Consider the following 17650-nt stretch of genomic DNA (forward strand, 5'->3'; position numbering starts at 1 on the left):
GGGCTCCTACGGCCGGCGGCCGCTGGCCCGTTGGCGCACCTTCTGCAGGGCAGCGGCGGCCGGGTCCCGAGTCGTGGCGCGGTCGTCGGTTGCGTCACCGTCTTGGCGCGTCGGCAGGTTGTCAATCATGCGGTCAAGGTCTGCCCTCTTGAACAGCAGACCGCGTAGGGGCCCTAGGTCGACTTCCGTCACGCCGTTGGCGGCCGCCAGGGCACGGAAGGGTTTCTCGCCCAGGCCGCCGCAGTAGTGGCGCGCCAGCTCCAGATCCATCATCGCCGGCCAGTCGGGGAGGGCGGTGATCATCGCGGCGCTCCTGGATCATGATCCGTGAGGCGGATGTAGGCTTCGGCCACCAGCGCCAGTGGGCCCAGGGCCACCAGGACGCAGCACATCCAACGGTCGACCCCAGCGCCGCCGATGTGATCGGCGATGAGCATGGCCAGCACGATGAGGCTGCCGGCGGCCCAGATCCCGCCGGCGATCTGAAGGACGGCGATCATCGCGGCCCCTCGAGGAGCAGCGCCGTCGGCATCTGACCCTTTTCGTAGGCCAAGGCCATTTGCGGGCCGACCCATTCGCTGACGGTTTGACCGGTGGGGAGCACCATGTCGGCGAGAAATTCGCGCTCTATCGTCGTCGCGCCTTCCCGGACAGCCTCCAGCTTGGACTTGAGGAGGAGCACCAGCAGGCGCCAGGTCCGGCGCGTTTCCTGCTCGCGGTTCTTGGCGTCGAGCTTCAGCGGGACGCTGATCCGGTACTGCCGGCCCTCCATCGTGAAGGCCAGGGCGTGCCGAGCGGTGTCCTCGTAGACGGCGATCATGTCTGCATTCATCTTCCGCAGCATGGCCTTGGCCTCGTCCTGGGAGCGCGAAACCGGAACCTTGGTGTCTTCGGCGAAGCGACGGGTGGCGGCCATCAGACGAACACCTCGATCCACTTCCTCACGGCTTCGCGCCCAGCGAGCGCCGCCTTCAGGCCGTCCATCCGCAACAGGATCTCGAGCGACTGCGGCATGGTCGTTCGAGGATCGGCCATCAACGCGCGCATGAGCGACTCAACGGCATTGGTGAGTTCGCCGGCGTCGGCCAGGGCCCGCGCCCGGCTGCGAACCTCCGCCAGGTGCTTGGCGAGTGCCGGTTCGGTGTTGCGCGCCAGGGCGGCGATGATCTTGGCGATGGCCAGGTGCCGCCAGCTGGCGCCGTGCTCGGCCGCCAGGCCGAGAAGCCAGGCGGACGTCGCCGCCTGCTGCTGTCGAGGAGGCCCCCGCGGTACGGTGCCGTCCCGTTCCAGGAAGTGAGCCATCTGGGAGAGATAGCTGCTCTCGAGACCCAGGACGTCCTGAGCGGCCGGCGTCGCCAGAAACGCGCGAACTGTGGCGAGGATCTCAGTGGACATGGCTGGAAACCTCGCCGGCGGTGTCGACGCCGATCGGCGGCGCGGTCGCGTAGCGCTCGCCGCAGAAGGGACAGAACGTGGCGACTAGGAAATAGGGGGTGTCGACCTCGTCAGCGCCGTGGCTATGGGTTTCGACCAGGGCCTGAGGATCGGCGCCGGGCGCCATTAGCGCGACAGCGACATGGGCGTTGAGCTTGGCCAAGCCGTTGTTCACATGGCGAAGGCAGTCGCAGGCCATCAGACGCACCGCTCGAAGATCGCCGCGGCCCGCGCATGAAACCGCGCCTCGGCCGCCGCGGCGTCCGCAACAGCGGCATGCCGGTCAGCGGCCACGGGCATGGCCTGGCGGCCGCTGGCGGGGTGGCGGTAAGCCTCGGCCATCGTCCGCGCGTTCTGGGCCCTCAGGGCGGCGCTATCGGCCTGCCGTGTGTGCCAGGCCACCAAGTCCTCGGTGGACGCGTCCTCCGGCCCTGGCGGCGTCTCCAGCCCGGGCAGAGGGCCGAACCCGATCGCGACAAAGCCGTGGACGACGCCAAACTCCTCCTCGCTGAGGAGGAACGTGATCATTCGTTCCTCGGTCTGGCCTGTGTAGGTCGTGTCGGCCGGGCTGAACTCCCGCAGCACCACCAGGTCGCCGATCGCGAACTCCCGATCGTTCTTGCGCAGCTCAAAGCGCTTATCGCCGCGCCGGATGGCCGCGAAGTGCGCTGGCCAGCATTTCAGCTCGTGGACGTTTCGGGTCTGCACGCTCAGGCCTCCTTGGCCGGGTCGACGGTGATGGTTTCGGTGACGCAGCTGGAGCAGAGGTCGTCATCGACCCACCAGCAGCGGCCAGGGCAGGCGGCGTATTCCCAGCACCCGCAGATTCGGCAGGTGCGCCGGCCACGCATCTGGTTGAAGACGACGGCCTGGCCGTGGGTGAAGGCGGCGACGATCGCGCCGGCGACATCGTCGGCCGCGCCTTCCTCGAGGAGGCGTGCGGCGAGGACCTGGCCGTCGGCGATCATCGCGTGGCGAGGCGTGGCCCTGAGGCTCATCGGAACAATCCCGGCTGCTCGTCGTCGACGTGGTTGGCGTTGGCCGGCCGCGGCGGCCGGCGGGTCTTGGCCAGGGCCCCGATGATCGCCCGGCGCTGACGCCAGAGCTCCATCTGCAGGGCCTCGGCCGAGGCCATCCGCTCGCCCGGGCTGGCTACATCGGCTTCGCGCTCGCAAGCGGTCAGCAGCTGCAGCAGCAGCACCAGGTCGAGCGGCGGCCCGGTCATTTCAGGCGGCGATCGCCTCGGGCGGGAGCGCAGTCGCGTCCAGGATGGCTTGAGCGATCCGGATGACGTTGGTGCGCTGATCAGACCGCAACTGGATGAACAGTTGGGCGATCTCGAACCCGCCGTACTGGCCCAGGAGATCGAGCAGCTCCGGAGGGGTGGCGGCCTCGGCATAGTCGTCGGCCGGCAGGCCCTCGTAGAAGGACGCCGGCGTCGTCTTCAGGAACCGCGCGATCTCATAGAGCTTGGACGCGCTGACGCGGTTGGAGCCCCGCTCGTACTTCTGCACCTGCTGGAAGGTCAGGCCCAGGGCGTCGGCGAGCTTCTCCTGACTGATATTCAGGTGCCGGCGGCGCATACGGATCATGCGGCCGACGTGGAGGTCGACCTGGTGCGGCTGGTGTTCGTCGGCCGAGGCCATCTAGAGGCTCCTGTAGAGGTAGCGAAGGACGAGGACGGCCGCGCCGGCGAAGCCGCCGATCATGGCCAGGTTGGCTAGGACCAGGATCAGCCGGACGCGAATACGCGACGCCTGCCGCCGGCCGGGCGGGATCTCAGTAATCATCGATGGGGATCTCCGGAGGGCCGGCCGGGAGGGGCGGCTCGACCAGGACGGGGTAGCGAGCACCCCAGAAGGTCTGGCGGAAGGTCCGATAGACCAGGCCGTCGACCGGCGCGGGCGGGCAGTAGACCTGCCGGCGGAGCTTGGGCCCGGCGTCATTGGCGGCGACGGGCGCGCGATGAGAGGCGGCCATCTAGGCGGCCACCAGGAAGCCGCAGGCCTGGGCGGAGGCCCATTCGACGATGCTGGGCTCGTCGAAGGGCATGCCCACCTGCAGGCAGACATCGAACAACACGCTCTCGGCCCGGGTGGCGGCCAGGAAGGTGGTCTTGCAGGGCGTACGTTCCGCGGCCAGCTCGGCGCGCGTGAAGGCGTCCAGGGTCGAGATCAGAACCTCCGCGACCATTTCCGGAGGCGGGGGGTGGATGGCAAATTCCGTCATGGGTGAACTCCGTCGCTGGGAGTCCACCCGAGGCGGCCGACGGCGAACTAGGGAGGCCGCCGTCGTTTGCAGGGCTGTGCGCCGCCCCGAGTGGACACGCATACGTTCGTAGAAACCGAACAACACGTCAATAGCGATGTTCGGAAATTACGAACGCGCCGTTCGGCCTGGACGAATTCCAGTATCGGGGAGTCTGAGGTGGTGACTAAGAGGCCCTACCAGTCCGTCGCCGCTGAACAGGGCGCACTGGCGGGAGGAAATCGATCTCGTGGACTTCTGCGCTCGCGATCTGCTGAGCCGACTTTCTCATATCTCGCAGCGCGAGCGCCTCGTTGGGCGGCAATAGTAGTTCGTACGGCCGTACATTCAGCCAATTAGACACCTGATCAACGAGCTCTTGATTATACCTCTGTCGGCCGCGCCAGAGGTCACTCGCTGTGGCCTTAGGCCATCCAAGTTCGCGCTGTGCGTCTGCTTGGATCTTCCCGACAGCTTTGGCCCATTCGGCCAAGTACCAGCGATGGGAAAGCTCGGTTGGTGGGGTCATTTTGCGGCGGGCCATACGCAAGGATGGCCCCTGCAGAAGGCTTGCGTCGTTCCACCCAGTACGATCAAGGCGCCTTGACGTTGTGTTCGTATAATACGAACACTCGCAAACTATGTCGCTAGAGTCGTTTCGCAAACAGCAGGGATTGTCGCAGCTCGCAGTCGCGCGGGCGCTTGGATATCGGTCCAAAGGTTACCTCAGCGACATCGAGGGCGGAAAGCAGTCTTGCCCGATCCGGCTTGGACTCCAGATTGAGGAATGGTCGAAGGGCCAGGTCCCGGCCTTGTCGCTGGTCGACGCCGAGGACGCCGCCCTCCTCAGGCGCTTCGCTGCCAGACAGGCGGGTCCCGCCGAACCTCGATCGATCCAAGATCGTCCGTCGACGATCGGCGGCCACGCATGACAACGGCTCGGCTCAGCCGCAACGAGATACGCCGGCGCCTGGCCGCTCTGCGTCGGCGGTCTCGGGGCACGGATGTCTTCACGACCGTTCAGTTCGACGGTGGCCCTTCGATCAACGCAGCATCTGCTCCAACAGCGCAGCACAGCGCCGAAACGTCTCGGCGGTCTGTTCAGGATGCGCAAGGTCGGGAGATAGATCCGAATAGTGATCCCCTCGCTCAATACATCCTGCGAGGGCTTCGTAGTCTTTCTGGATTGTTTGGACTCGGCCGGGGGCGAGATCATGAATGATCCAGCCCAGATCGCAGACCAGGCTCTCCAGCGCGCGGACGCGCGCCTCGAGCTCGCGCGCCGAACGGCCACCTTCGTCGGCCATCTCTCTTTCTCCGTGGGTTGTCTCGCAACTCCCACGAAGAGGCGCCCCGTCGATTCGCGCCAGCGGGTCGGCGGGGATCGCCCCGCCCCGATCGGCGGCCGGGCATGAACGGTCATTTGTTCCAGATCGTGGCCAACCACCTGCCGTGGATCACAGCCGCGGTCCAGGTGGCTAACCTGGTGCTCCTGATCTGGATCGCTGTCAGCCAGCGACGGCTCTACCGGTCCCTGCAGCGGGGCCAGGCGCTCCAGCTGGGCAGTATTCGCATCCAGCTTGCATTGCCCTATACGGACGCCGCCGCCGACGAGGATGCACCTCGTGTCCACTGATCGGCCGGCAACCATCATCGAGCTTTCCGCGCGGGCCGTCGCTGGCGTGGCGGAGAGGCGCCCGGCCGGGTCCCCCCATGAGACCGGCCGGGCGCAGCTGACGGCGCTAGGTCTGGGTCGGCGGCCGGTCCTGGCCGCGTTCGAACAGCTCGATCCGCTTGCGCAGGATCTCGTCCTCGAACGCGAAGGCGCGATCGACGCGGCCGGCCTCGAGCTGCTGGAGCCGCAGCCGGTCCAGCTGCAGCATCCTGTCGAACCGGCCCGGGGCCAGGTCCTCAACCGCGCGCATCATCTCCACCAGGACGGTGCCCATCGCCAACAGGGTCAGCTCGTTCGGGGTCAGCGCCCCGTCGCCCTGGGTGAGCACCTGATCCGCGGCCCTGGCCTTGCGCCCAGGCTTCTTCTTCTCAACCACGCCACTGCCGTCCAACGCACCGGTCCCTTGCTGAAATTGCGGTCTCGCTTTGCCGGAAAGCCGAAGCTTTGCAGAGCGATGTCGCCTGATACGCGAGTGTCGGCACAAGGGCGAGTTACATCGGGGTCGCGTGGACTGCCGCCGGTTGTCGCACCCAACCTTCAGGCGGGCCCATAGCCATGCGCCACGGACCGGCCCCAACCAGGACCGCTCCGCTGACCAGGACCTCGCGCGGCGCCGCGTTCCTGATTCGATCCAAAGGTTACCAGAACCCTAAGGCGGCGGCTGAGCTGGTCCGCCAGCGGACCCGTCTGTTCGCCCGCCTGGCGCGCGACCGTGGACGACGGGGCACCCAGCGCGACGATCGCGCCTGACCCCAAATTCGCGAAGGGCGGACGCCCGTAGCCACGTCGTTCCGCGACGCCGGCCACGCCGCCCCCAGCTTCATTCTCAACGATCCCGTCAACGGTCCAACCGTTCACGCGCCGCTCCCTGAAGTGGCGCGCGGAACTCTTTGTGCCTGACGCATGGGCCACCGGCTTTGCACCTGCAACGCCGGCCGTGATCCCTTGCGCCCGTCACATGGGTGTTCGCGCGCGCCGCCGGTAGAGAGCGAACCCGTGTGCGTGGCCGGCCGGATCGCGTTGCCGGGATCTCAGCGGAGATCCCGCCGTGTCACGCATGAGCAATGCGCGGCGCGCCCTGTCCGTTGGGCGGCATGACGCCGCCCGCGACAGCGCGCCCGACCCCCTGGCCCATCGCCTCGATGAGTCACGCCTGGGCCCCAGCGCCCCCGATCATCAGCTCGGGGGGCGTCAATGACGGACGTGCCCTATGAGATCGATCTGAGGCCGTTCAGTGGCGCCCCGGAAAAGCCCGCCTGGCCCAAGAAGGTCGACGGCCGGACCAACCAGAGAGTCCTGGCGCGGAGCCTGCCCTACGAGGCGGGCGAGCGCTTCTTCAGGGCGATCACCAAGGACCTGGCCGCCAAGATCATGCGGGCGGCCGAGCGCTTCGCGAAGGTGAGCATGGCCACCAGGTCGAAAGGCCGTCGCCGCGGCGAGCTGACCGACATCGATGTGCAGATCCTGGAGGCCCTGATCTTCGGGTTCATGGATTGGCGCACCGGCCGGCTGGAGCCGACCTATGCAGCGATCGGCAAGAAGACCGGCCGCGGCCGCGCCACGATCGCCGCATCACTGCAGCGGCTGGAGGACGCCAAGATCCTAGAGCGCTTGCGCCGGTTCAAGCGCATCGAAGGGGCCGACGGCAAGGCTGAGCCCCAGGTGGAGCAGGCGCCCAACGCCTACCGGGTGAGCCTGCCCCAGCGCCTGGCCGCCCTGATCGGCCTGGGGCCCCGGCAGGCGCGCCCGCCGGTGCCGGATGACCATGACCACGCCGCGAAAGCGGCAATCCTCACCAGAGACGTCCACCTCACCGAGGACACAGGCAAATCCACCCTGGGCGCGGCCTTGGCCAAGATAGAGCAGGGGATCAACAAGCGCGATTTCAGAACCTAGGGAGATTCCCCCGGTCCATTCATAGATCTGCGGCGAAGAGGGAGGATTAAGGGAAAAGGAGCGCGCACCGCGCGCAACATTATTGAGACCCGTTACACGAACCCTGGCTCGGAGCCAGGTTCTGCAGGACCCCCGAGCGGTCCGACCGCTACCCCCTGGCCGCGACCCTGCCGGCGGAGCCGCCGCGGGGCTCTTCGGGGAAGAGCTTGGGTTTGGGTTTTGAGAGCGCCGGCCGACCTCGTGGGCCCCGGAAAGGCCCTAGCGGGGCGCGGGGGAGGGCGCCAGGGCCAGGAAACCCGGCCGGCCGGGGCGCGGTCTGCCTCCCGACGGGGCGAGCGCGGCGGCCCGGAAAATCGCTATCGCGATATTCTGTTTGTCATCCGGATCGCAAACAGCCCAGACTGACCGCATGACCGAACCCGCCGACGACCAGGTCGTCATCTCCCGCGCCGAATACGAGGAGCTGCTGGCCTTTCGCGCCAAGCGGACCCGGCCGGCGGAGGTCGTCGCCTTGATCCGCGCCGGCGCCACGCCTCTGCGCGCTTGGCGCCGCTATCGCGGCATGACCCAGGCCCAGCTCGCGGCGGCCGGCGGCGTCACCCAGGGCCACCTGTCCGAGCTGGAGGTGCGTGGCGGAAAGCAGGGCTCGTTCCTGACGATGCGATTCCTGGCCCGCGCCCTGGAGACGTCGCTCGACCTGCTCTAGTCGACGCGAAAAAGGCGGCAGGCTAAGCGCCTACCGCCTTCTTCAGGATCTCATTGGCCCGGGTTTGCCAACCCGGTCCTTCTTCCTGCAGCCTATCGATCACTGCTTGATCGAGCCGCATGGTGACCTGCTTTTTCGGAGTTTCCGCCTTGGGGCGGCCCCGTTTCGTTAGCGTGCCGGTGGCCGCTCTGATGACCCGTTCGCCGTCTCGAACTTCGCTTCGCTCGAACACTTCACGGGTCAGCTTGGGAGCGTCATCCGGATCGATCCACTTGGGCGTAATAGTCTGCTCTTTCCTCTGCATCGCACTTCCTCATCGAGATGATGCGGCGACGTGCTTCGCCTCGGGGGGTCCAAACGATGATCACAACAAATCGGCCGTACCGCCCTGTCGTGATATAACGGACTTCACCATAGTCGTGTCGGTCATCCTCCGTCTGCACGTTCAACCCCGCGAACACTTTATGTGCTCGCGCGAAGTCTAATCCCCGCTCGCGTAAAGTTACTGAGCGCTTCTCTTCATCCCACTCGTAGTCCATTTTCGGAGTCCTATTGGTTTGTAGGCAGTGAATCTGCCTTTCGCGATCTGCGTCATGGTTGTCTCCGGTGTTTCTCTCTTCTTCCCGGCCCGGGGGGACCGGCTGGCGATGAATTAATGTAACGCCAAAAAATCTGAGTTGCAAGTTTTTTGTCGTTACAAAAAATGGCGCGACCTAGCGCCGCAGGCGGACCGCCCCGCGACCGATCCTGGCGTGTGCACCTGTTCAAATGTCCAGTTGTGCACGGGTGCAATGGTGCACCCGGTCAACCGTCACCGTACATTGCGACGCTCTGCCGCATGGCTTAGGTTGAACTGTGTTCTAGGAGTGTTCCATGGCCTCAGTGGCGGACAAACGGCGGGCACATCGGGCGAGGACGATTTCGCTAGCCCGGACGACTCTGTCCGAGGCCACCAGGTCGGCGCCGAGGTCGCGGCCGGCGGCCGCCAAGCTCACCCAAACCGGCCTGGAATGGCTGCGCAGCAAGGGCCGGATCTCCAACGGCGAGTTTCAAGCTGGCCTCCGCTACGGCTCGCTGGTCCGGATCTCGCTGCTCGAGGGCGACGCCCTGATCAAGTCGTGCCTGGACACCGACGGGGTGCGCGGCACGGGGACACCGACCTTTCCAGGCAAGATCGATGCGACGGCCGCGGCCTGGAAGCTGGAAGCGATCCAGGAACTGGGCGCCGCACGGGCGGCGCTGGGCTTCCACGCCGGCATGATCGCGGCCTGCGACGTCATTTGCGGCCGCGGCGACAAGGCGCGCGACGTCACGACCGTCCAGCGCGAGGCCGAGGAGATCGAAAATGGGCTTCGCATCGCCCTGCAGATCCTGGTCCAGCACTGGACCAAGCCGCCACGTTGACATTTTACCTAAGATGGATAGGTTCGCGGCTCTTGATCAGAGGTGCGCCCAGCTCCTCCCGCCCCGAGCCGATTGGCCGGGGTTTTTTCATGCCCGGACATCGCCATGAGCCCCAACGTGCTTGAAAAGCTGCGTTCGCGCGCGGCTGCGCTCAACGCGCCGATCGCCGCCGCCTCGGCGCGGCCGGCCGCCGCCGCCCCGTCGACCGCCCGCACCTGGTCGACGCCGGCGCGCCAGCTGACCACCCAATAGCGACATCGAAACAGGGCCCGTGGATCCACGGGCCCTTTTTCGTGCGCGCTGCCTTTGCCGGTTTCATCACCCCGAAACCGGATCGCTCGGCGGATATGGGCCCCCCCGAGCTAGACCAAGCGCCCCGCGTCGCGATCGCTTGTGACCTGGTCCTCGATCACGATGCGAGCCGGCGGCCGGTCACTTAGGTGAGGGCTGGAAAACGCGACGATTCTCGTCAGCACGGCCGCCGGCGCCCACCACTTTTCGCCGCCCGATCGGGCGGCTTCCAGGGTCCAGGAATTGTGGTTCTCGGACCCTGAGAAACACAGGAATCGTATGTCCGACAACGCGATCGCCACGGTCGCGGCGTCTGACTGCGTCCCGTTCGCCAGCCTGGCCAAACCTCTTCGCGACTACGCCCATGCGGCGACGTCGCCGAGCACGCGGCGCGCATACGAAAGCGCTCTGAGGGAATGGCAGGCCTGGTGCGCCAGCGTCGACGTCGCCCCGCTTCCGGCGGACCCGGCCCACGTCGCCTTGTATCTGACCGCGCGCGCCGCCACGCTCGCGACGTCGACGCTGGCGAAGCATCTCGCGGCCATCCGCTGGTCGCACACGGAATCGGGAATTGTTGCGCCGGCGCATCCGGATCTGGACCGCGTCTGGGCGGGGATCCGCCGCCAGCACGGCCGGCCGCCCCGCAAGAAACGCGCGCTGCGCACCGAGGACCTGAAGACGGTTCTCAAACGCCTGCCGGCCGGCAACGCCGGCGTTCGCGATCGGGCGCTCCTGCTGCTGGGCTTCTCCGGCGCGCTGCGGCGCGACGAGCTGGCCCAGCTGGCGGTCGACGGCCCGATCGGCGGTGAACATCGCGTCGTCTTCGTGAGCGACGGCGTCGAACTCCACCTGGGCCGCACGAAAGGCGACCAGGAGGGGAGGGGCGCCGTGGTGGCGATCCCGTTCGGCAAATCGGTGTGTCCCGTGGCCGCCCTGCAGGCGTGGATCTCCCTGGCCAAGATCCGCGACGGCGCGCTCTGGCTGCACATCGACAAGCACGACAACATCCTGCGCTCGCCGATCGGCGAGAAGGCCATGGTCCGGATCGTCAAGCGCGCGGTCAGCCGCGCCGGCTTCGATCCCTCCCAGTTCGCCGGCCACAGCCTCCGCCGAGGCTTCCTCACCAGCGCCGCCCTGGGCGGGGCTTCCGGAGACCAGCTCATGCGCCACGCCAGGCACAAGGACGTCAACACGACGATGGGCTACGTCGAGGAGGCCGAGCGCTTCAAGAAGTCAGCGGCGCGGAAGACCGGCCTGTGACCGCCGACGTCGCCCAGCTGCGCCGCCTCTACGAAGCGGCCAACGATGACCAGCTGGCCCGCATGTGCGCCCTGGGCTTCGACGTCCGCGAGCTGTCACAGCCGAAGCTGAAATGGTGGGTTCGCCCGGTCCTGATCCTGGGCGAGATCTCGCGCCGGATCCGCAGGACCTGGTCGAGGATCCGCCGGTGAGCCTGCAGGATCACGCCAAGGAGGTCGACGCCTGCGCCGACATGCTCCAGCGCTGGACCCGCGATCGCCTCGAGCCCGAACAATTCCACGTCCTGAAGGACGAACTCGAGCGCCGACTGCGGCGCCTGGCCGGCCGGCTGCGCAAGCGGCCGATCGACAAGCCGACGACCACCTGGAGGGCGCCCGATGGCCGAGGGTTCTGAACAGCTGCCGCCGGGCGTCGAGGAGGCCAACGGCCGCCGCTACATGGTCAAGGCCGACGGCTCGCTGACCCCCGTCGACCAGGTCAAGGAGATGGATCTCCTCGATGACCAGCTGGTGCGCGAGTTTCACGCCCGGGCCGAGGCCCTGGCCAAGGCCCTGGGCGAGTTCAAGGCCGCCGCTTTCGATGCGGTCGACGCCCGCAACGGCCTGCTCTGGGACAAGTACAAGACCACGCCCCGCGGCTCGAAGGGCAACCAGAGCCTTTCGACCTACGACGGCAAGCTCCGGATCCTCGTCCAGGTCGCCGACCAGATCTCGTTCGGCGACGAGCTGCAGGTCGCCCGCGATCTGATCACCGAATGCGTCCTGGACTGGGGCGCGGAAAGCCGCTCCGAGCTGGTCGCCCTTGTCGAGAACGCCTTCAGGACCAACAAGGCCGGCCAGATCAACCGCGGCGCCCTGCTGTCGCTGCTGAGTCTCAACATCACCGATGCCAAGTGGATGCGCGGCATGGACGCCATCCGGGACTCGATCCGGGTCGAGGGCAGTAAGCGCTACATCCGCTTCGCCGAACGCGTCGGGTCCGATGATCACTGGATCGGCGTCGCTCTCGACCTGGCCAACGCCAAGATGCCGCCGCCGGCGGCCCCGGCCCCACTCAGCAGCTCCAAGGAGCCTTCGTGAAACCCAACATCCCGAGCCTGGCCGACGTGCTGGGCCTCTTCTTCACGCCGACGACTGTCGCCGGCGCGCTGGCGGACCTCCACCGGGCCGCCGATCGGGCCTCGGCCGTGATCGAGCACAACCGCGCCAAGGCCAAGGCCGCCCAGCAGCGCCACAACGACCTGATCACCCGGGCGCTGAAGGAAGCCGAGGCGAGCGACACCTACGACGCCGAGGCCGATCGTGCCGGCCGGGTCGCCGAGCGCTTGGCCGAGCTCCTGGCCTGACGATGGCGCATCCCCTCGAAGGCACGCCCGACGGGCACCAGGCTCCACAGCTTGGCGCGGCCGTCTCCCGGTTCCGGGCCACTTACCGAGCCCTGACCGACGAGAAAAAGTCCCTCCACGACGCCATCAAGGCCAAGGCCGTCGAGATGGAAGCGCTGTTCGACCTGGTCAAGCCGGGCCGCTATCGCTCGCTGGGTCTCACCGCGCTGGAAGAGGCGGTGATGTGGACCGTCAAGGAACTGACCTCCTAGTGACCAAGGCCCCGACCGACGTCGCCGGCCGCGTCGTTTGGTGCGACCGCGGCTGGCAACCCGTCTTCTACGGCTTCTGCCCCTCCGAGGCGGCCTGGAAGCGGGCGGTCAGGAAGCTGGGCGCGAAGGGCGATCCCTATCCTGCCCACGCCGCCTGCTGCACCACCTACAGCCACAAGGGCCAGGTCACTTGCCTGGTCACCCTGGGCCCGGCCACCAAGCACCAAACCCGGGTTGGCGTGGCCGGCCTGCTGGCCCACGAGGCCACCCACGTCTGGCAACAGGTCCGTGAGAAGATGGGCGAGCGCTGGCCCTCGATCGAATTCGAGGCCTACGCCGTCCAGTGCATCTTCCAAGGCCTGTACCAGGCCTGGCTCGACACGGTCGCGCCGCCGGAGATGAAGGCCGCCGGCGCCACGCGTCGGAAGGTAGGCTAGCTCAGGTTCTCCTGGAGTCGTTCGACACGGCCCCTAGCACTCGCTCGACCGTGTCGATGTCGCCTTTGACCTGTAACGAGCCGCCGCCGATTAGGTGGATGTGGGTTTCGTCTTTTCCTGCTTCTTGCATGAAGCTCACGGCCGCCGGGTTGACCCGCGCCAGGCTACCGTAATTGAGCTCGAAGCCGACGAACTTGGTCATGGCTTGTCTTCCTTCCTGCTGAGCCAAGCATCCCAAATCGAGTCCATCGGGATGTCGAGGGGCCCTGATCCGGAGCGCTGACGAATGAGCCTGACGCCCAAGCAGGCGGCCTTCGTGCGCGAGTACCTGGTCGACCTGAACGCTACCCAGGCCGCCATTCGCGCCGGCTACAGCGCCAGGACGGCCGCGTCGATCGGCGAAGAGAACCTGAGAAAACCTGACATCAAGGCCGCGATCGAGGCCGCGATGGCCGAACGGGCCAAGCGAACCGAGATCACGGCGGACCGCGTCGTCGCCGAGCTGGCCAAGATCGGCTTCAGCGACATCCGCGACATCCTGCGATGGGAGACGGTCACGGTCGACGATGACGGAGGCGACGCCGGCGGCGACCAGGTCGAGGAAGCCCGGGAGGAGCAGCCGCACGGCGGCGCCCTCAAGCGGGCCCGCAAGGTGTCCCTGGTCCATCTCCTCGGTAGCGACGAGATCCACGACGACGCCGCCGCGGCGATCTCGGAGATCAAGCAGACCGCCCAAGGCGTGAGCGTGAAGGTGCACGACAAGCGCGCCGCCCTGGTCGATCTGGGCCGCCACCTGGGCATGTTCAAGCCGGTGAAGGTCGAGCTGACCGATCCAGACGGCAACAGCCCCTTCACCAGCCTTATGGAGCTGATCGCCAGTGGCGGCCGTCCCCGCCCAGGTTCTTGAGGCCTTCCAGTCGCAAGCATGGCGGCTGAACAACCTCTACTGGATCACGGACAAGGACGGCGTCCGCGTCCTCTTCAAGATGAACTGGGCCCAGGAGCAGCTGCTCCAGGAGCTGCATTTCCTCAACATCATCTTGAAGGCCCGCCAATTGGGCTTCACCACCTTCATCCAGATCTACATGCTGGACATGGCGGTGTTCTACCCGGACACCCGGTGCGGGGTCATCGCCCAGACCAGGCCCGACGCCGAGGCCATCTTCCGGGACAAGATCAAGTTCCCATACGACAACCTGCCCGACCGGATTAAGGGCGCCTCGGCGATCAAGCGCTCCAACGCCACCGAGCTGGAGCTGACGAACAACAGTCTGATCCGGGTGGGCACGTCGCTTCGCGGCGGCACGCTGCAGTTCCTGCACATCTCCGAGTTCGGGAAGATCTGCGCCAAGACGCCCGACAAGGCCCGCGAGATCGTCACCGGGGCCCTGAACACCATCCAGGCCGGCCAGATCGCCTTCATCGAGAGCACCGCCGAAGGGCAGGAGGGCAAGTTCTATGAGATGTGCCAGCTGGCCCAATCCAAGGCGCGAATGGGTACGCCCCTGACGCCCCTGGACTGGAAGTTCCACTTCTTCAGCTGGTGGCGCGAGCCGGCCTACGAAATCGACCCCGCCGGCGTCGAGATCGAGCCGGCCCTGGTCAAGTACTTCGACGAGCTGGAGGCCGAGATCGGCGCCCAGCTGCGCCCGGGCCAGTGCGCCTGGTACGCCAAGAAGGCCGAGGTCCAGGGCGCGGACATGAAGCGCGAGTTTCCTTCGACGCCGAAGGAAGCTTTCGAGGCGGCCATCGAGGGCGCCTACTACGGCGAACAGATGGCCCGGGCCGAGCTCGAAGGCCGGATCGGCCGCGTGCCCTACGACTCCAGGCTCCCGGTGGAGACCTGGTGGGACCTGGGCATGAACGACAACATGTCGATATGGTTCGTCCAGCGCCACATGATGGAAGTGCGGGTCATCGACCACTACTCCAACAACGGCGAGGGCCTGGCGCACTACGCGGCCGAGCTGAACAAGCGCGGCTACGCCTACGGCCGCCACATCGGCCCGCACGATCTGGAGGTCCGCGAGCTGGGGACCGGCAAGTCTCGGAAGGAAACCGCCGAGACGCTTGGTATCCGGCCGTGGGAGGTCGCGCCGAAGCTGGAGATCCTGGACGGGATCCAGGCCGTTCGCGACCTGCTGCCGCGCTGCTGGTTCGACCGCGAGAAGTGCGCGGAGGGCCTGAAGGCGCTGCGCTCCTACCGCAAGGACTGGGACGACAAACTGGGCGTCTGGAAGTCCTACCCGCGCCACGACTGGGCGTCGCACGACGCCGACGCCTTCCGCACCGGCGCGGTCGCTCCGGATCCTCGCAAGGCCTCGTCGGGCCCGCTGAAACGCAACATCCGGGGGATCGTGTGATGGAACTCCTCATCGGCGCCGGCAATCGCCGCGACAAGGTCTGCTACCAGCCCGGCAACGAGGCCTGGACCGACCTGGTGACCCTGGACATCGATCCGCGGGCCCGTCCGGACGTGCTGCATGACCTGGAGGTCCTGCCGCTGCCGTTCGCCGACAACCAGTTCTCGGAGATCCACGCCTCGGAGGTGCTCGAGCACACCGGCCGCCAAGGCGACTGGCGCTTCTTCTTCGACCAGTTCGCCGAGTTCTGGCGGATCCTTGAGCCCGGCGGCGTGCTCTGCGCCTCCTGCCCCAGCTGGCGCTCGGTGTGGGCCTGGGCCGACCCGGGCCACACCCGGGTCATCGCGGCCGAGACCTTGGTTTTCCTGAGCCAGGCCGCCTACGCCGAGCAGGTCGGCCGCACGGCCATGACCGACTACCGCGACCGCTATCGCGCCGACTTCGACGTCACCTGGTCGCAGGACGACGGCGAGAGCCTGAAGTTCGTGCTGACGGCCGTCAAACCCTCCCGACATCCCGAGGCCGACCGATGAGTTCCCCCACCACCTACCTCAACGCTGATGGCTTGGGCGTCACGGACGTCAGCTTCGCCAATCCGCTGCCCACCAGGACCACGGGCGAACTCGACAGCGCCGGCGCGGCTTTGCCGGCTACATTCGATAGCCTGAAGTCGGTGTTCTACTACGACGCCTCGGGCAACCTGACCTCGATCCGCAAGACGAACGGCACGGTCACGATGGTCGCCGACGCGCCGGTGATCGCGGGCGAGACGCTCGCCTACGTGAAGACGTTCCTGAACTACGCCTCGGGATCCGTGGCCGCCGCCCCCCAGTGGGTGAAGCAATGAGTTTCCTGGACCAGCTGATCGAAGGCGCCGCGGCGCTCGGGCTGGCGAAGAGACGAGAAATCGACGGCCGTCCGCACGGCAGCAAGCATGTCATCTGGCCGTCGACCTGGGACAAGTACCGCAACGGCTTCGATCTGGGCGAATTCTACGCTCTGCTCTACCCGGACCGCACGAAGATCTCGGGCTCTAAGACGGCTGAACAGATCTTCGACAGCATGTCGACGGCGCGGTCCGCCCCGGGCACGACGATCTATATCGACATCGACCTGGGCAACGACACGACCGGCAACGGGACGCTGGCCACCCCGTATCAGAGCTGGTCCAAGGCCTGGACGGTGATTAACGCGGCCGGCCTGCCGGCGAAGCTCTACGTCAAGGGCCGCACGCCCAGCTCGGTCACGCACTACAATCGGACCCTCGGGCCGGCCGGCGCTTCGGGCACGTCCGGACCGACCGTTGACGTGGCCGTCATGGCCTACGGCAACGACGTGATCTGCACCGTCACGGACGGCACGTTCACGACCACAGACGACGGGTCGAGCACCAACACCTACACCTGCGATCAAGCCGTCGCGAACGTCCAGCAGGCCGTCTGGCGGCTCGGCCAGCCGGATGCGCAGAACAACCTTCCCCGTCTGCAGCGTCTCACGACGGTCAGCCGGGTTCGCCAGACGCCCGGCTCCTATTGCCTGATCGGTACGACGCTCACGATCCACATGCATGATGGGTCGCAGCCGACGACCACGAACCTGTGGGTGATGCGGGAGATCCCGAACTTCCTCTGCACCTCGAACGTCAACATCTACTTCGGCTCGGAGGACGGCTCGCTGTTCCGCTTCTACGGCGGCGGCGGCACCTCCGTCAGCTTCGGCAGCGGCGCGATCGACATCGCCCCGTCGACCTTGGGCGCCGTGAAGCACCTGGTCCTCGCGACCAATGTTGAGATGCGCTACTCCTTCCGGGGCTGGGGCGTCGAGAGCTTCCACGGCCTGGTGCTGAGCTACAACGACGACATCGGCGGCTTGGCCACCGACTACGCTAACTGCCACAACCAGCGTTTCTCCAACGCCGCCGTATGTGGCCTGATCTGCATCAATCCCACTGGCGCGGGGCTGGGCCTTTACGCCTCCGGGTTCGCCTCCTGCAACATGGGGACGGCGCACGAGCTGAACAGCGGAACCGCGCTGATCGGCGGCGCTGTGCGGCTGTCGGCCGGCGGCATGGTGCGCTCGATCGGCGCGTCGGACACCTTCGTCGCCTACACCGTCCTGGACACTGACGTGGGCGATCGCTGGCTGGGCGCGAGCATTATCCCGACCCTGTTCGGGATGTACGAGACCGCGGTCGGTTACGCCCAGGGCCTAAGGCTGCGCGGGCCCAACAGCCAGTACGCCTACTGGTGCGACGCCGGCGCGCAGCTCTACGTCAAGGATGCCGAGCCGCACGAGATGCGGGTCAAGGGCACGGTCACCGCCTGGTGATGCGGCCCCTCTG

The 17650-nt window shown here is 67.0% G+C and carries 34 protein-coding genes; 17 read left to right on the forward strand and 17 right to left on the reverse strand.

Annotated features, from left to right (window positions below):
- Nucleotides 1–6 precede the first annotated feature (6 nt).
- The 13 genes from G3M57_RS08835 to G3M57_RS08900 form a co-directional block, all read right to left on the reverse strand.
- Nucleotides 7–303, reverse strand: coding sequence for a hypothetical protein (locus G3M57_RS08835; RefSeq protein ID WP_163229984.1), 297 nt, complete (start codon nt 301–303; stop codon nt 7–9).
- Nucleotides 300–500 carry a hypothetical protein gene (locus tag G3M57_RS08840; protein WP_163229986.1) on the reverse strand — a complete coding sequence of 67 codons (201 nt, stop codon included), beginning with the start codon at nt 498–500 and terminating at the stop codon, nt 300–302. The genes G3M57_RS08835 and G3M57_RS08840 overlap by 4 nt, the downstream gene beginning before the upstream one ends.
- Nucleotides 497–916: a hypothetical protein gene (locus tag G3M57_RS08845; protein ID WP_163229988.1), complete on the reverse strand. Its 420-nt coding sequence runs from the start codon at nt 914–916 to the stop codon at nt 497–499. The genes G3M57_RS08840 and G3M57_RS08845 overlap by 4 nt, the downstream gene beginning before the upstream one ends.
- Nucleotides 916–1395, reverse strand: a complete 480-nt coding sequence (locus tag G3M57_RS08850; protein ID WP_163229990.1) for a hypothetical protein — start codon at nt 1393–1395, stop codon at nt 916–918. The genes G3M57_RS08845 and G3M57_RS08850 overlap by 1 nt, the downstream gene beginning before the upstream one ends.
- Nucleotides 1385–1633, reverse strand: a complete 249-nt coding sequence (locus tag G3M57_RS08855) for a hypothetical protein (RefSeq protein ID WP_163229992.1) — start codon at nt 1631–1633, stop codon at nt 1385–1387. The genes G3M57_RS08850 and G3M57_RS08855 overlap by 11 nt, the downstream gene beginning before the upstream one ends.
- Nucleotides 1633–2142 (reverse strand): DUF3850 domain-containing protein, encoded by a 510-nt coding sequence (locus G3M57_RS08860; protein WP_163229994.1) that lies wholly within the window; start codon nt 2140–2142, stop codon nt 1633–1635. The genes G3M57_RS08855 and G3M57_RS08860 overlap by 1 nt, the downstream gene beginning before the upstream one ends.
- Before the next feature lie 2 nt (nt 2143–2144).
- Entirely contained in the window at nt 2145–2432 is a 288-nt protein-coding gene (locus tag G3M57_RS08865; RefSeq protein WP_163229996.1) for a hypothetical protein, read from the reverse strand.
- The gene (locus tag G3M57_RS08870; RefSeq protein WP_163229998.1) at nt 2429–2659 is read right to left on the reverse strand and encodes a hypothetical protein; all 231 of its coding nucleotides are present in this window, start codon (nt 2657–2659) and stop codon (nt 2429–2431) included. The genes G3M57_RS08865 and G3M57_RS08870 overlap by 4 nt, the downstream gene beginning before the upstream one ends.
- Before the next feature lies 1 nt (nt 2660).
- Nucleotides 2661–3080 (reverse strand): helix-turn-helix domain-containing protein, encoded by a 420-nt coding sequence (locus G3M57_RS08875; protein WP_163230000.1) that lies wholly within the window; start codon nt 3078–3080, stop codon nt 2661–2663.
- Complete coding sequence (locus tag G3M57_RS08880; protein ID WP_163230001.1) at nt 3081–3224, reverse strand: hypothetical protein; 144 nt, start codon at nt 3222–3224, stop codon at nt 3081–3083.
- The gene (locus G3M57_RS08885; RefSeq protein ID WP_163230003.1) at nt 3214–3414 is read right to left on the reverse strand and encodes a hypothetical protein; all 201 of its coding nucleotides are present in this window, start codon (nt 3412–3414) and stop codon (nt 3214–3216) included. The genes G3M57_RS08880 and G3M57_RS08885 overlap by 11 nt, the downstream gene beginning before the upstream one ends.
- Entirely contained in the window at nt 3415–3663 is a 249-nt protein-coding gene (locus tag G3M57_RS08890; protein WP_163230005.1) for a hypothetical protein, read from the reverse strand.
- A 1061-nt stretch (nt 3664–4724) separates the two neighbouring features.
- Nucleotides 4725–4988, reverse strand: a complete 264-nt coding sequence (locus G3M57_RS08900; protein WP_163230009.1) for a hypothetical protein — start codon at nt 4986–4988, stop codon at nt 4725–4727.
- A 104-nt stretch (nt 4989–5092) separates the two neighbouring features.
- On the opposite strand from G3M57_RS08900, the gene G3M57_RS08905 reads away from it, so the two are divergent.
- The gene (locus tag G3M57_RS08905; RefSeq protein WP_163230011.1) at nt 5093–5317 is read left to right on the forward strand and encodes a hypothetical protein; all 225 of its coding nucleotides are present in this window, start codon (nt 5093–5095) and stop codon (nt 5315–5317) included.
- Nucleotides 5318–5423: 106 nt separating this feature from the next.
- On the opposite strand, the gene G3M57_RS08910 is transcribed toward G3M57_RS08905, so the two are convergent.
- Nucleotides 5424–5732: a hypothetical protein gene (locus G3M57_RS08910; protein WP_163230013.1), complete on the reverse strand. Its 309-nt coding sequence runs from the start codon at nt 5730–5732 to the stop codon at nt 5424–5426.
- Nucleotides 5733–6550: 818 nt separating this feature from the next.
- Here G3M57_RS08910 and G3M57_RS08915 point away from each other — a divergent pair.
- Nucleotides 6551–7252 (forward strand): hypothetical protein, encoded by a 702-nt coding sequence (locus G3M57_RS08915; RefSeq protein WP_163230015.1) that lies wholly within the window; start codon nt 6551–6553, stop codon nt 7250–7252.
- Between the two features lie 409 nt (nt 7253–7661).
- Nucleotides 7662–7958 (forward strand): helix-turn-helix domain-containing protein, encoded by a 297-nt coding sequence (locus G3M57_RS08920; RefSeq protein ID WP_163230017.1) that lies wholly within the window; start codon nt 7662–7664, stop codon nt 7956–7958.
- Between the two features lie 22 nt (nt 7959–7980).
- Here G3M57_RS08920 and G3M57_RS08925 read toward each other — a convergent pair whose 3' ends face one another.
- Nucleotides 7981–8262 carry a BrnA antitoxin family protein gene (locus tag G3M57_RS08925; RefSeq protein ID WP_163230019.1) on the reverse strand — a complete coding sequence of 94 codons (282 nt, stop codon included), beginning with the start codon at nt 8260–8262 and terminating at the stop codon, nt 7981–7983.
- Nucleotides 8213–8497 (reverse strand): BrnT family toxin, encoded by a 285-nt coding sequence (locus tag G3M57_RS08930; protein ID WP_163230021.1) that lies wholly within the window; start codon nt 8495–8497, stop codon nt 8213–8215. Before G3M57_RS08930 ends, G3M57_RS08925 begins: the two co-directional genes overlap by 50 nt.
- A 334-nt stretch (nt 8498–8831) precedes the next feature.
- Between G3M57_RS08930 and G3M57_RS08935 the strand changes: the two genes are divergently transcribed.
- From G3M57_RS08935 to G3M57_RS08975, 9 genes are all read left to right on the forward strand, one after another.
- Entirely contained in the window at nt 8832–9362 is a 531-nt protein-coding gene (locus G3M57_RS08935) for a hypothetical protein (protein ID WP_163230023.1), read from the forward strand.
- Nucleotides 9363–9467: 105 nt separating this feature from the next.
- Nucleotides 9468–9614 (forward strand): hypothetical protein, encoded by a 147-nt coding sequence (locus G3M57_RS08940; RefSeq protein ID WP_163230025.1) that lies wholly within the window; start codon nt 9468–9470, stop codon nt 9612–9614.
- 282 nt (nt 9615–9896) lie between these two features.
- On the forward strand, nt 9897–10913 hold the full coding sequence (locus G3M57_RS08945) for a tyrosine-type recombinase/integrase (RefSeq protein WP_163230027.1): 1017 nt from the start codon (nt 9897–9899) through the stop codon (nt 10911–10913).
- Nucleotides 10910–11104: a hypothetical protein gene (locus G3M57_RS08950; RefSeq protein ID WP_163230029.1), complete on the forward strand. Its 195-nt coding sequence runs from the start codon at nt 10910–10912 to the stop codon at nt 11102–11104. Before G3M57_RS08945 ends, G3M57_RS08950 begins: the two co-directional genes overlap by 4 nt.
- Nucleotides 11101–11307: a hypothetical protein gene (locus G3M57_RS08955; RefSeq protein ID WP_163230031.1), complete on the forward strand. Its 207-nt coding sequence runs from the start codon at nt 11101–11103 to the stop codon at nt 11305–11307. The genes G3M57_RS08950 and G3M57_RS08955 overlap by 4 nt, the downstream gene beginning before the upstream one ends.
- Nucleotides 11291–11992 carry a DUF3164 family protein gene (locus G3M57_RS08960; protein ID WP_163230046.1) on the forward strand — a complete coding sequence of 234 codons (702 nt, stop codon included), beginning with the start codon at nt 11291–11293 and terminating at the stop codon, nt 11990–11992. The genes G3M57_RS08955 and G3M57_RS08960 overlap by 17 nt, the downstream gene beginning before the upstream one ends.
- Nucleotides 11989–12258, forward strand: coding sequence for a hypothetical protein (locus G3M57_RS08965; protein ID WP_163230048.1), 270 nt, complete (start codon nt 11989–11991; stop codon nt 12256–12258). Before G3M57_RS08960 ends, G3M57_RS08965 begins: the two co-directional genes overlap by 4 nt.
- A gap of 2 nt (nt 12259–12260) precedes the next feature.
- The gene (locus G3M57_RS08970; protein WP_163230050.1) at nt 12261–12509 is read left to right on the forward strand and encodes an Acb2/Tad1 domain-containing protein; all 249 of its coding nucleotides are present in this window, start codon (nt 12261–12263) and stop codon (nt 12507–12509) included.
- Nucleotides 12509–12946 carry a hypothetical protein gene (locus G3M57_RS08975; protein ID WP_163230052.1) on the forward strand — a complete coding sequence of 146 codons (438 nt, stop codon included), beginning with the start codon at nt 12509–12511 and terminating at the stop codon, nt 12944–12946. The genes G3M57_RS08970 and G3M57_RS08975 overlap by 1 nt, the downstream gene beginning before the upstream one ends.
- Before the next feature lies 1 nt (nt 12947).
- Here G3M57_RS08975 and G3M57_RS08980 read toward each other — a convergent pair whose 3' ends face one another.
- Complete coding sequence (locus tag G3M57_RS08980) at nt 12948–13148, reverse strand: hypothetical protein (RefSeq protein ID WP_163230054.1); 201 nt, start codon at nt 13146–13148, stop codon at nt 12948–12950.
- Nucleotides 13149–13232: 84 nt separating this feature from the next.
- Between G3M57_RS08980 and G3M57_RS08985 the strand changes: the two genes are divergently transcribed.
- Genes G3M57_RS08985 through G3M57_RS09005 form a run of 5 tightly spaced genes read left to right on the forward strand, consistent with a single transcriptional unit; the run spans nt 13233 to nt 17637 of the window.
- A complete protein-coding gene (locus tag G3M57_RS08985) occupies nt 13233–13853 on the forward strand; it encodes a terminase small subunit (RefSeq protein WP_163230056.1) in 621 nt (206 codons plus the stop codon).
- Nucleotides 13825–15309, forward strand: a complete 1485-nt coding sequence (locus G3M57_RS08990) for a terminase large subunit (RefSeq protein ID WP_163230058.1) — start codon at nt 13825–13827, stop codon at nt 15307–15309. Before G3M57_RS08985 ends, G3M57_RS08990 begins: the two co-directional genes overlap by 29 nt.
- The gene (locus G3M57_RS08995) at nt 15309–15842 is read left to right on the forward strand and encodes a methyltransferase domain-containing protein (RefSeq protein WP_163230060.1); all 534 of its coding nucleotides are present in this window, start codon (nt 15309–15311) and stop codon (nt 15840–15842) included. The genes G3M57_RS08990 and G3M57_RS08995 overlap by 1 nt, the downstream gene beginning before the upstream one ends.
- Nucleotides 15839–16156 (forward strand): hypothetical protein, encoded by a 318-nt coding sequence (locus tag G3M57_RS09000; protein WP_163230062.1) that lies wholly within the window; start codon nt 15839–15841, stop codon nt 16154–16156. The genes G3M57_RS08995 and G3M57_RS09000 overlap by 4 nt, the downstream gene beginning before the upstream one ends.
- Entirely contained in the window at nt 16153–17637 is a 1485-nt protein-coding gene (locus tag G3M57_RS09005; protein ID WP_163230064.1) for a hypothetical protein, read from the forward strand. Before G3M57_RS09000 ends, G3M57_RS09005 begins: the two co-directional genes overlap by 4 nt.
- Nucleotides 17638–17650 lie beyond the last annotated feature (13 nt).

The organism is Caulobacter rhizosphaerae, from assembly GCF_010977555.1.
Classification (GTDB): Bacteria; Pseudomonadota; Alphaproteobacteria; order Caulobacterales; family Caulobacteraceae; genus Caulobacter; species Caulobacter rhizosphaerae.

Coding starts and splice junctions, on each gene's coding strand:
- G3M57_RS08835 (WP_163229984.1), bottom strand. CDS start 303: ATGATCACCGCCCTCCCCGACTGGCCGGCGATGATGGATCTGGAGCTG.
- G3M57_RS08840 (WP_163229986.1), bottom strand. CDS start 500: ATGATCGCCGTCCTTCAGATCGCCGGCGGGATCTGGGCCGCCGGCAGC.
- G3M57_RS08845 (WP_163229988.1), bottom strand. CDS start 916: ATGGCCGCCACCCGTCGCTTCGCCGAAGACACCAAGGTTCCGGTTTCG.
- G3M57_RS08850 (WP_163229990.1), bottom strand. CDS start 1,395: ATGTCCACTGAGATCCTCGCCACAGTTCGCGCGTTTCTGGCGACGCCG.
- G3M57_RS08855 (WP_163229992.1), bottom strand. CDS start 1,633: ATGGCCTGCGACTGCCTTCGCCATGTGAACAACGGCTTGGCCAAGCTC.
- G3M57_RS08865 (WP_163229996.1), bottom strand. CDS start 2,432: ATGAGCCTCAGGGCCACGCCTCGCCACGCGATGATCGCCGACGGCCAG.
- G3M57_RS08870 (WP_163229998.1), bottom strand. CDS start 2,659: ATGACCGGGCCGCCGCTCGACCTGGTGCTGCTGCTGCAGCTGCTGACC.
- G3M57_RS08875 (WP_163230000.1), bottom strand. CDS start 3,080: ATGGCCTCGGCCGACGAACACCAGCCGCACCAGGTCGACCTCCACGTC.
- G3M57_RS08880 (WP_163230001.1), bottom strand. CDS start 3,224: ATGATTACTGAGATCCCGCCCGGCCGGCGGCAGGCGTCGCGTATTCGC.
- G3M57_RS08885 (WP_163230003.1), bottom strand. CDS start 3,414: ATGGCCGCCTCTCATCGCGCGCCCGTCGCCGCCAATGACGCCGGGCCC.
- G3M57_RS08890 (WP_163230005.1), bottom strand. CDS start 3,663: ATGACGGAATTTGCCATCCACCCCCCGCCTCCGGAAATGGTCGCGGAG.
- G3M57_RS08900 (WP_163230009.1), bottom strand. CDS start 4,988: ATGGCCGACGAAGGTGGCCGTTCGGCGCGCGAGCTCGAGGCGCGCGTC.
- G3M57_RS08905 (WP_163230011.1), top strand. CDS start 5,093: ATGAACGGTCATTTGTTCCAGATCGTGGCCAACCACCTGCCGTGGATC.
- G3M57_RS08915 (WP_163230015.1), top strand. CDS start 6,551: ATGACGGACGTGCCCTATGAGATCGATCTGAGGCCGTTCAGTGGCGCC.
- G3M57_RS08920 (WP_163230017.1), top strand. CDS start 7,662: ATGACCGAACCCGCCGACGACCAGGTCGTCATCTCCCGCGCCGAATAC.
- G3M57_RS08925 (WP_163230019.1), bottom strand. CDS start 8,262: ATGCAGAGGAAAGAGCAGACTATTACGCCCAAGTGGATCGATCCGGAT.
- G3M57_RS08930 (WP_163230021.1), bottom strand. CDS start 8,497: ATGGACTACGAGTGGGATGAAGAGAAGCGCTCAGTAACTTTACGCGAG.
- G3M57_RS08935 (WP_163230023.1), top strand. CDS start 8,832: ATGGCCTCAGTGGCGGACAAACGGCGGGCACATCGGGCGAGGACGATT.
- G3M57_RS08940 (WP_163230025.1), top strand. CDS start 9,468: ATGAGCCCCAACGTGCTTGAAAAGCTGCGTTCGCGCGCGGCTGCGCTC.
- G3M57_RS08960 (WP_163230046.1), top strand. CDS start 11,291: ATGGCCGAGGGTTCTGAACAGCTGCCGCCGGGCGTCGAGGAGGCCAAC.
- G3M57_RS08970 (WP_163230050.1), top strand. CDS start 12,261: ATGGCGCATCCCCTCGAAGGCACGCCCGACGGGCACCAGGCTCCACAG.
- G3M57_RS08980 (WP_163230054.1), bottom strand. CDS start 13,148: ATGACCAAGTTCGTCGGCTTCGAGCTCAATTACGGTAGCCTGGCGCGG.
- G3M57_RS08985 (WP_163230056.1), top strand. CDS start 13,233: ATGAGCCTGACGCCCAAGCAGGCGGCCTTCGTGCGCGAGTACCTGGTC.
- G3M57_RS08995 (WP_163230060.1), top strand. CDS start 15,309: ATGGAACTCCTCATCGGCGCCGGCAATCGCCGCGACAAGGTCTGCTAC.
- G3M57_RS09000 (WP_163230062.1), top strand. CDS start 15,839: ATGAGTTCCCCCACCACCTACCTCAACGCTGATGGCTTGGGCGTCACG.
- G3M57_RS09005 (WP_163230064.1), top strand. CDS start 16,153: ATGAGTTTCCTGGACCAGCTGATCGAAGGCGCCGCGGCGCTCGGGCTG.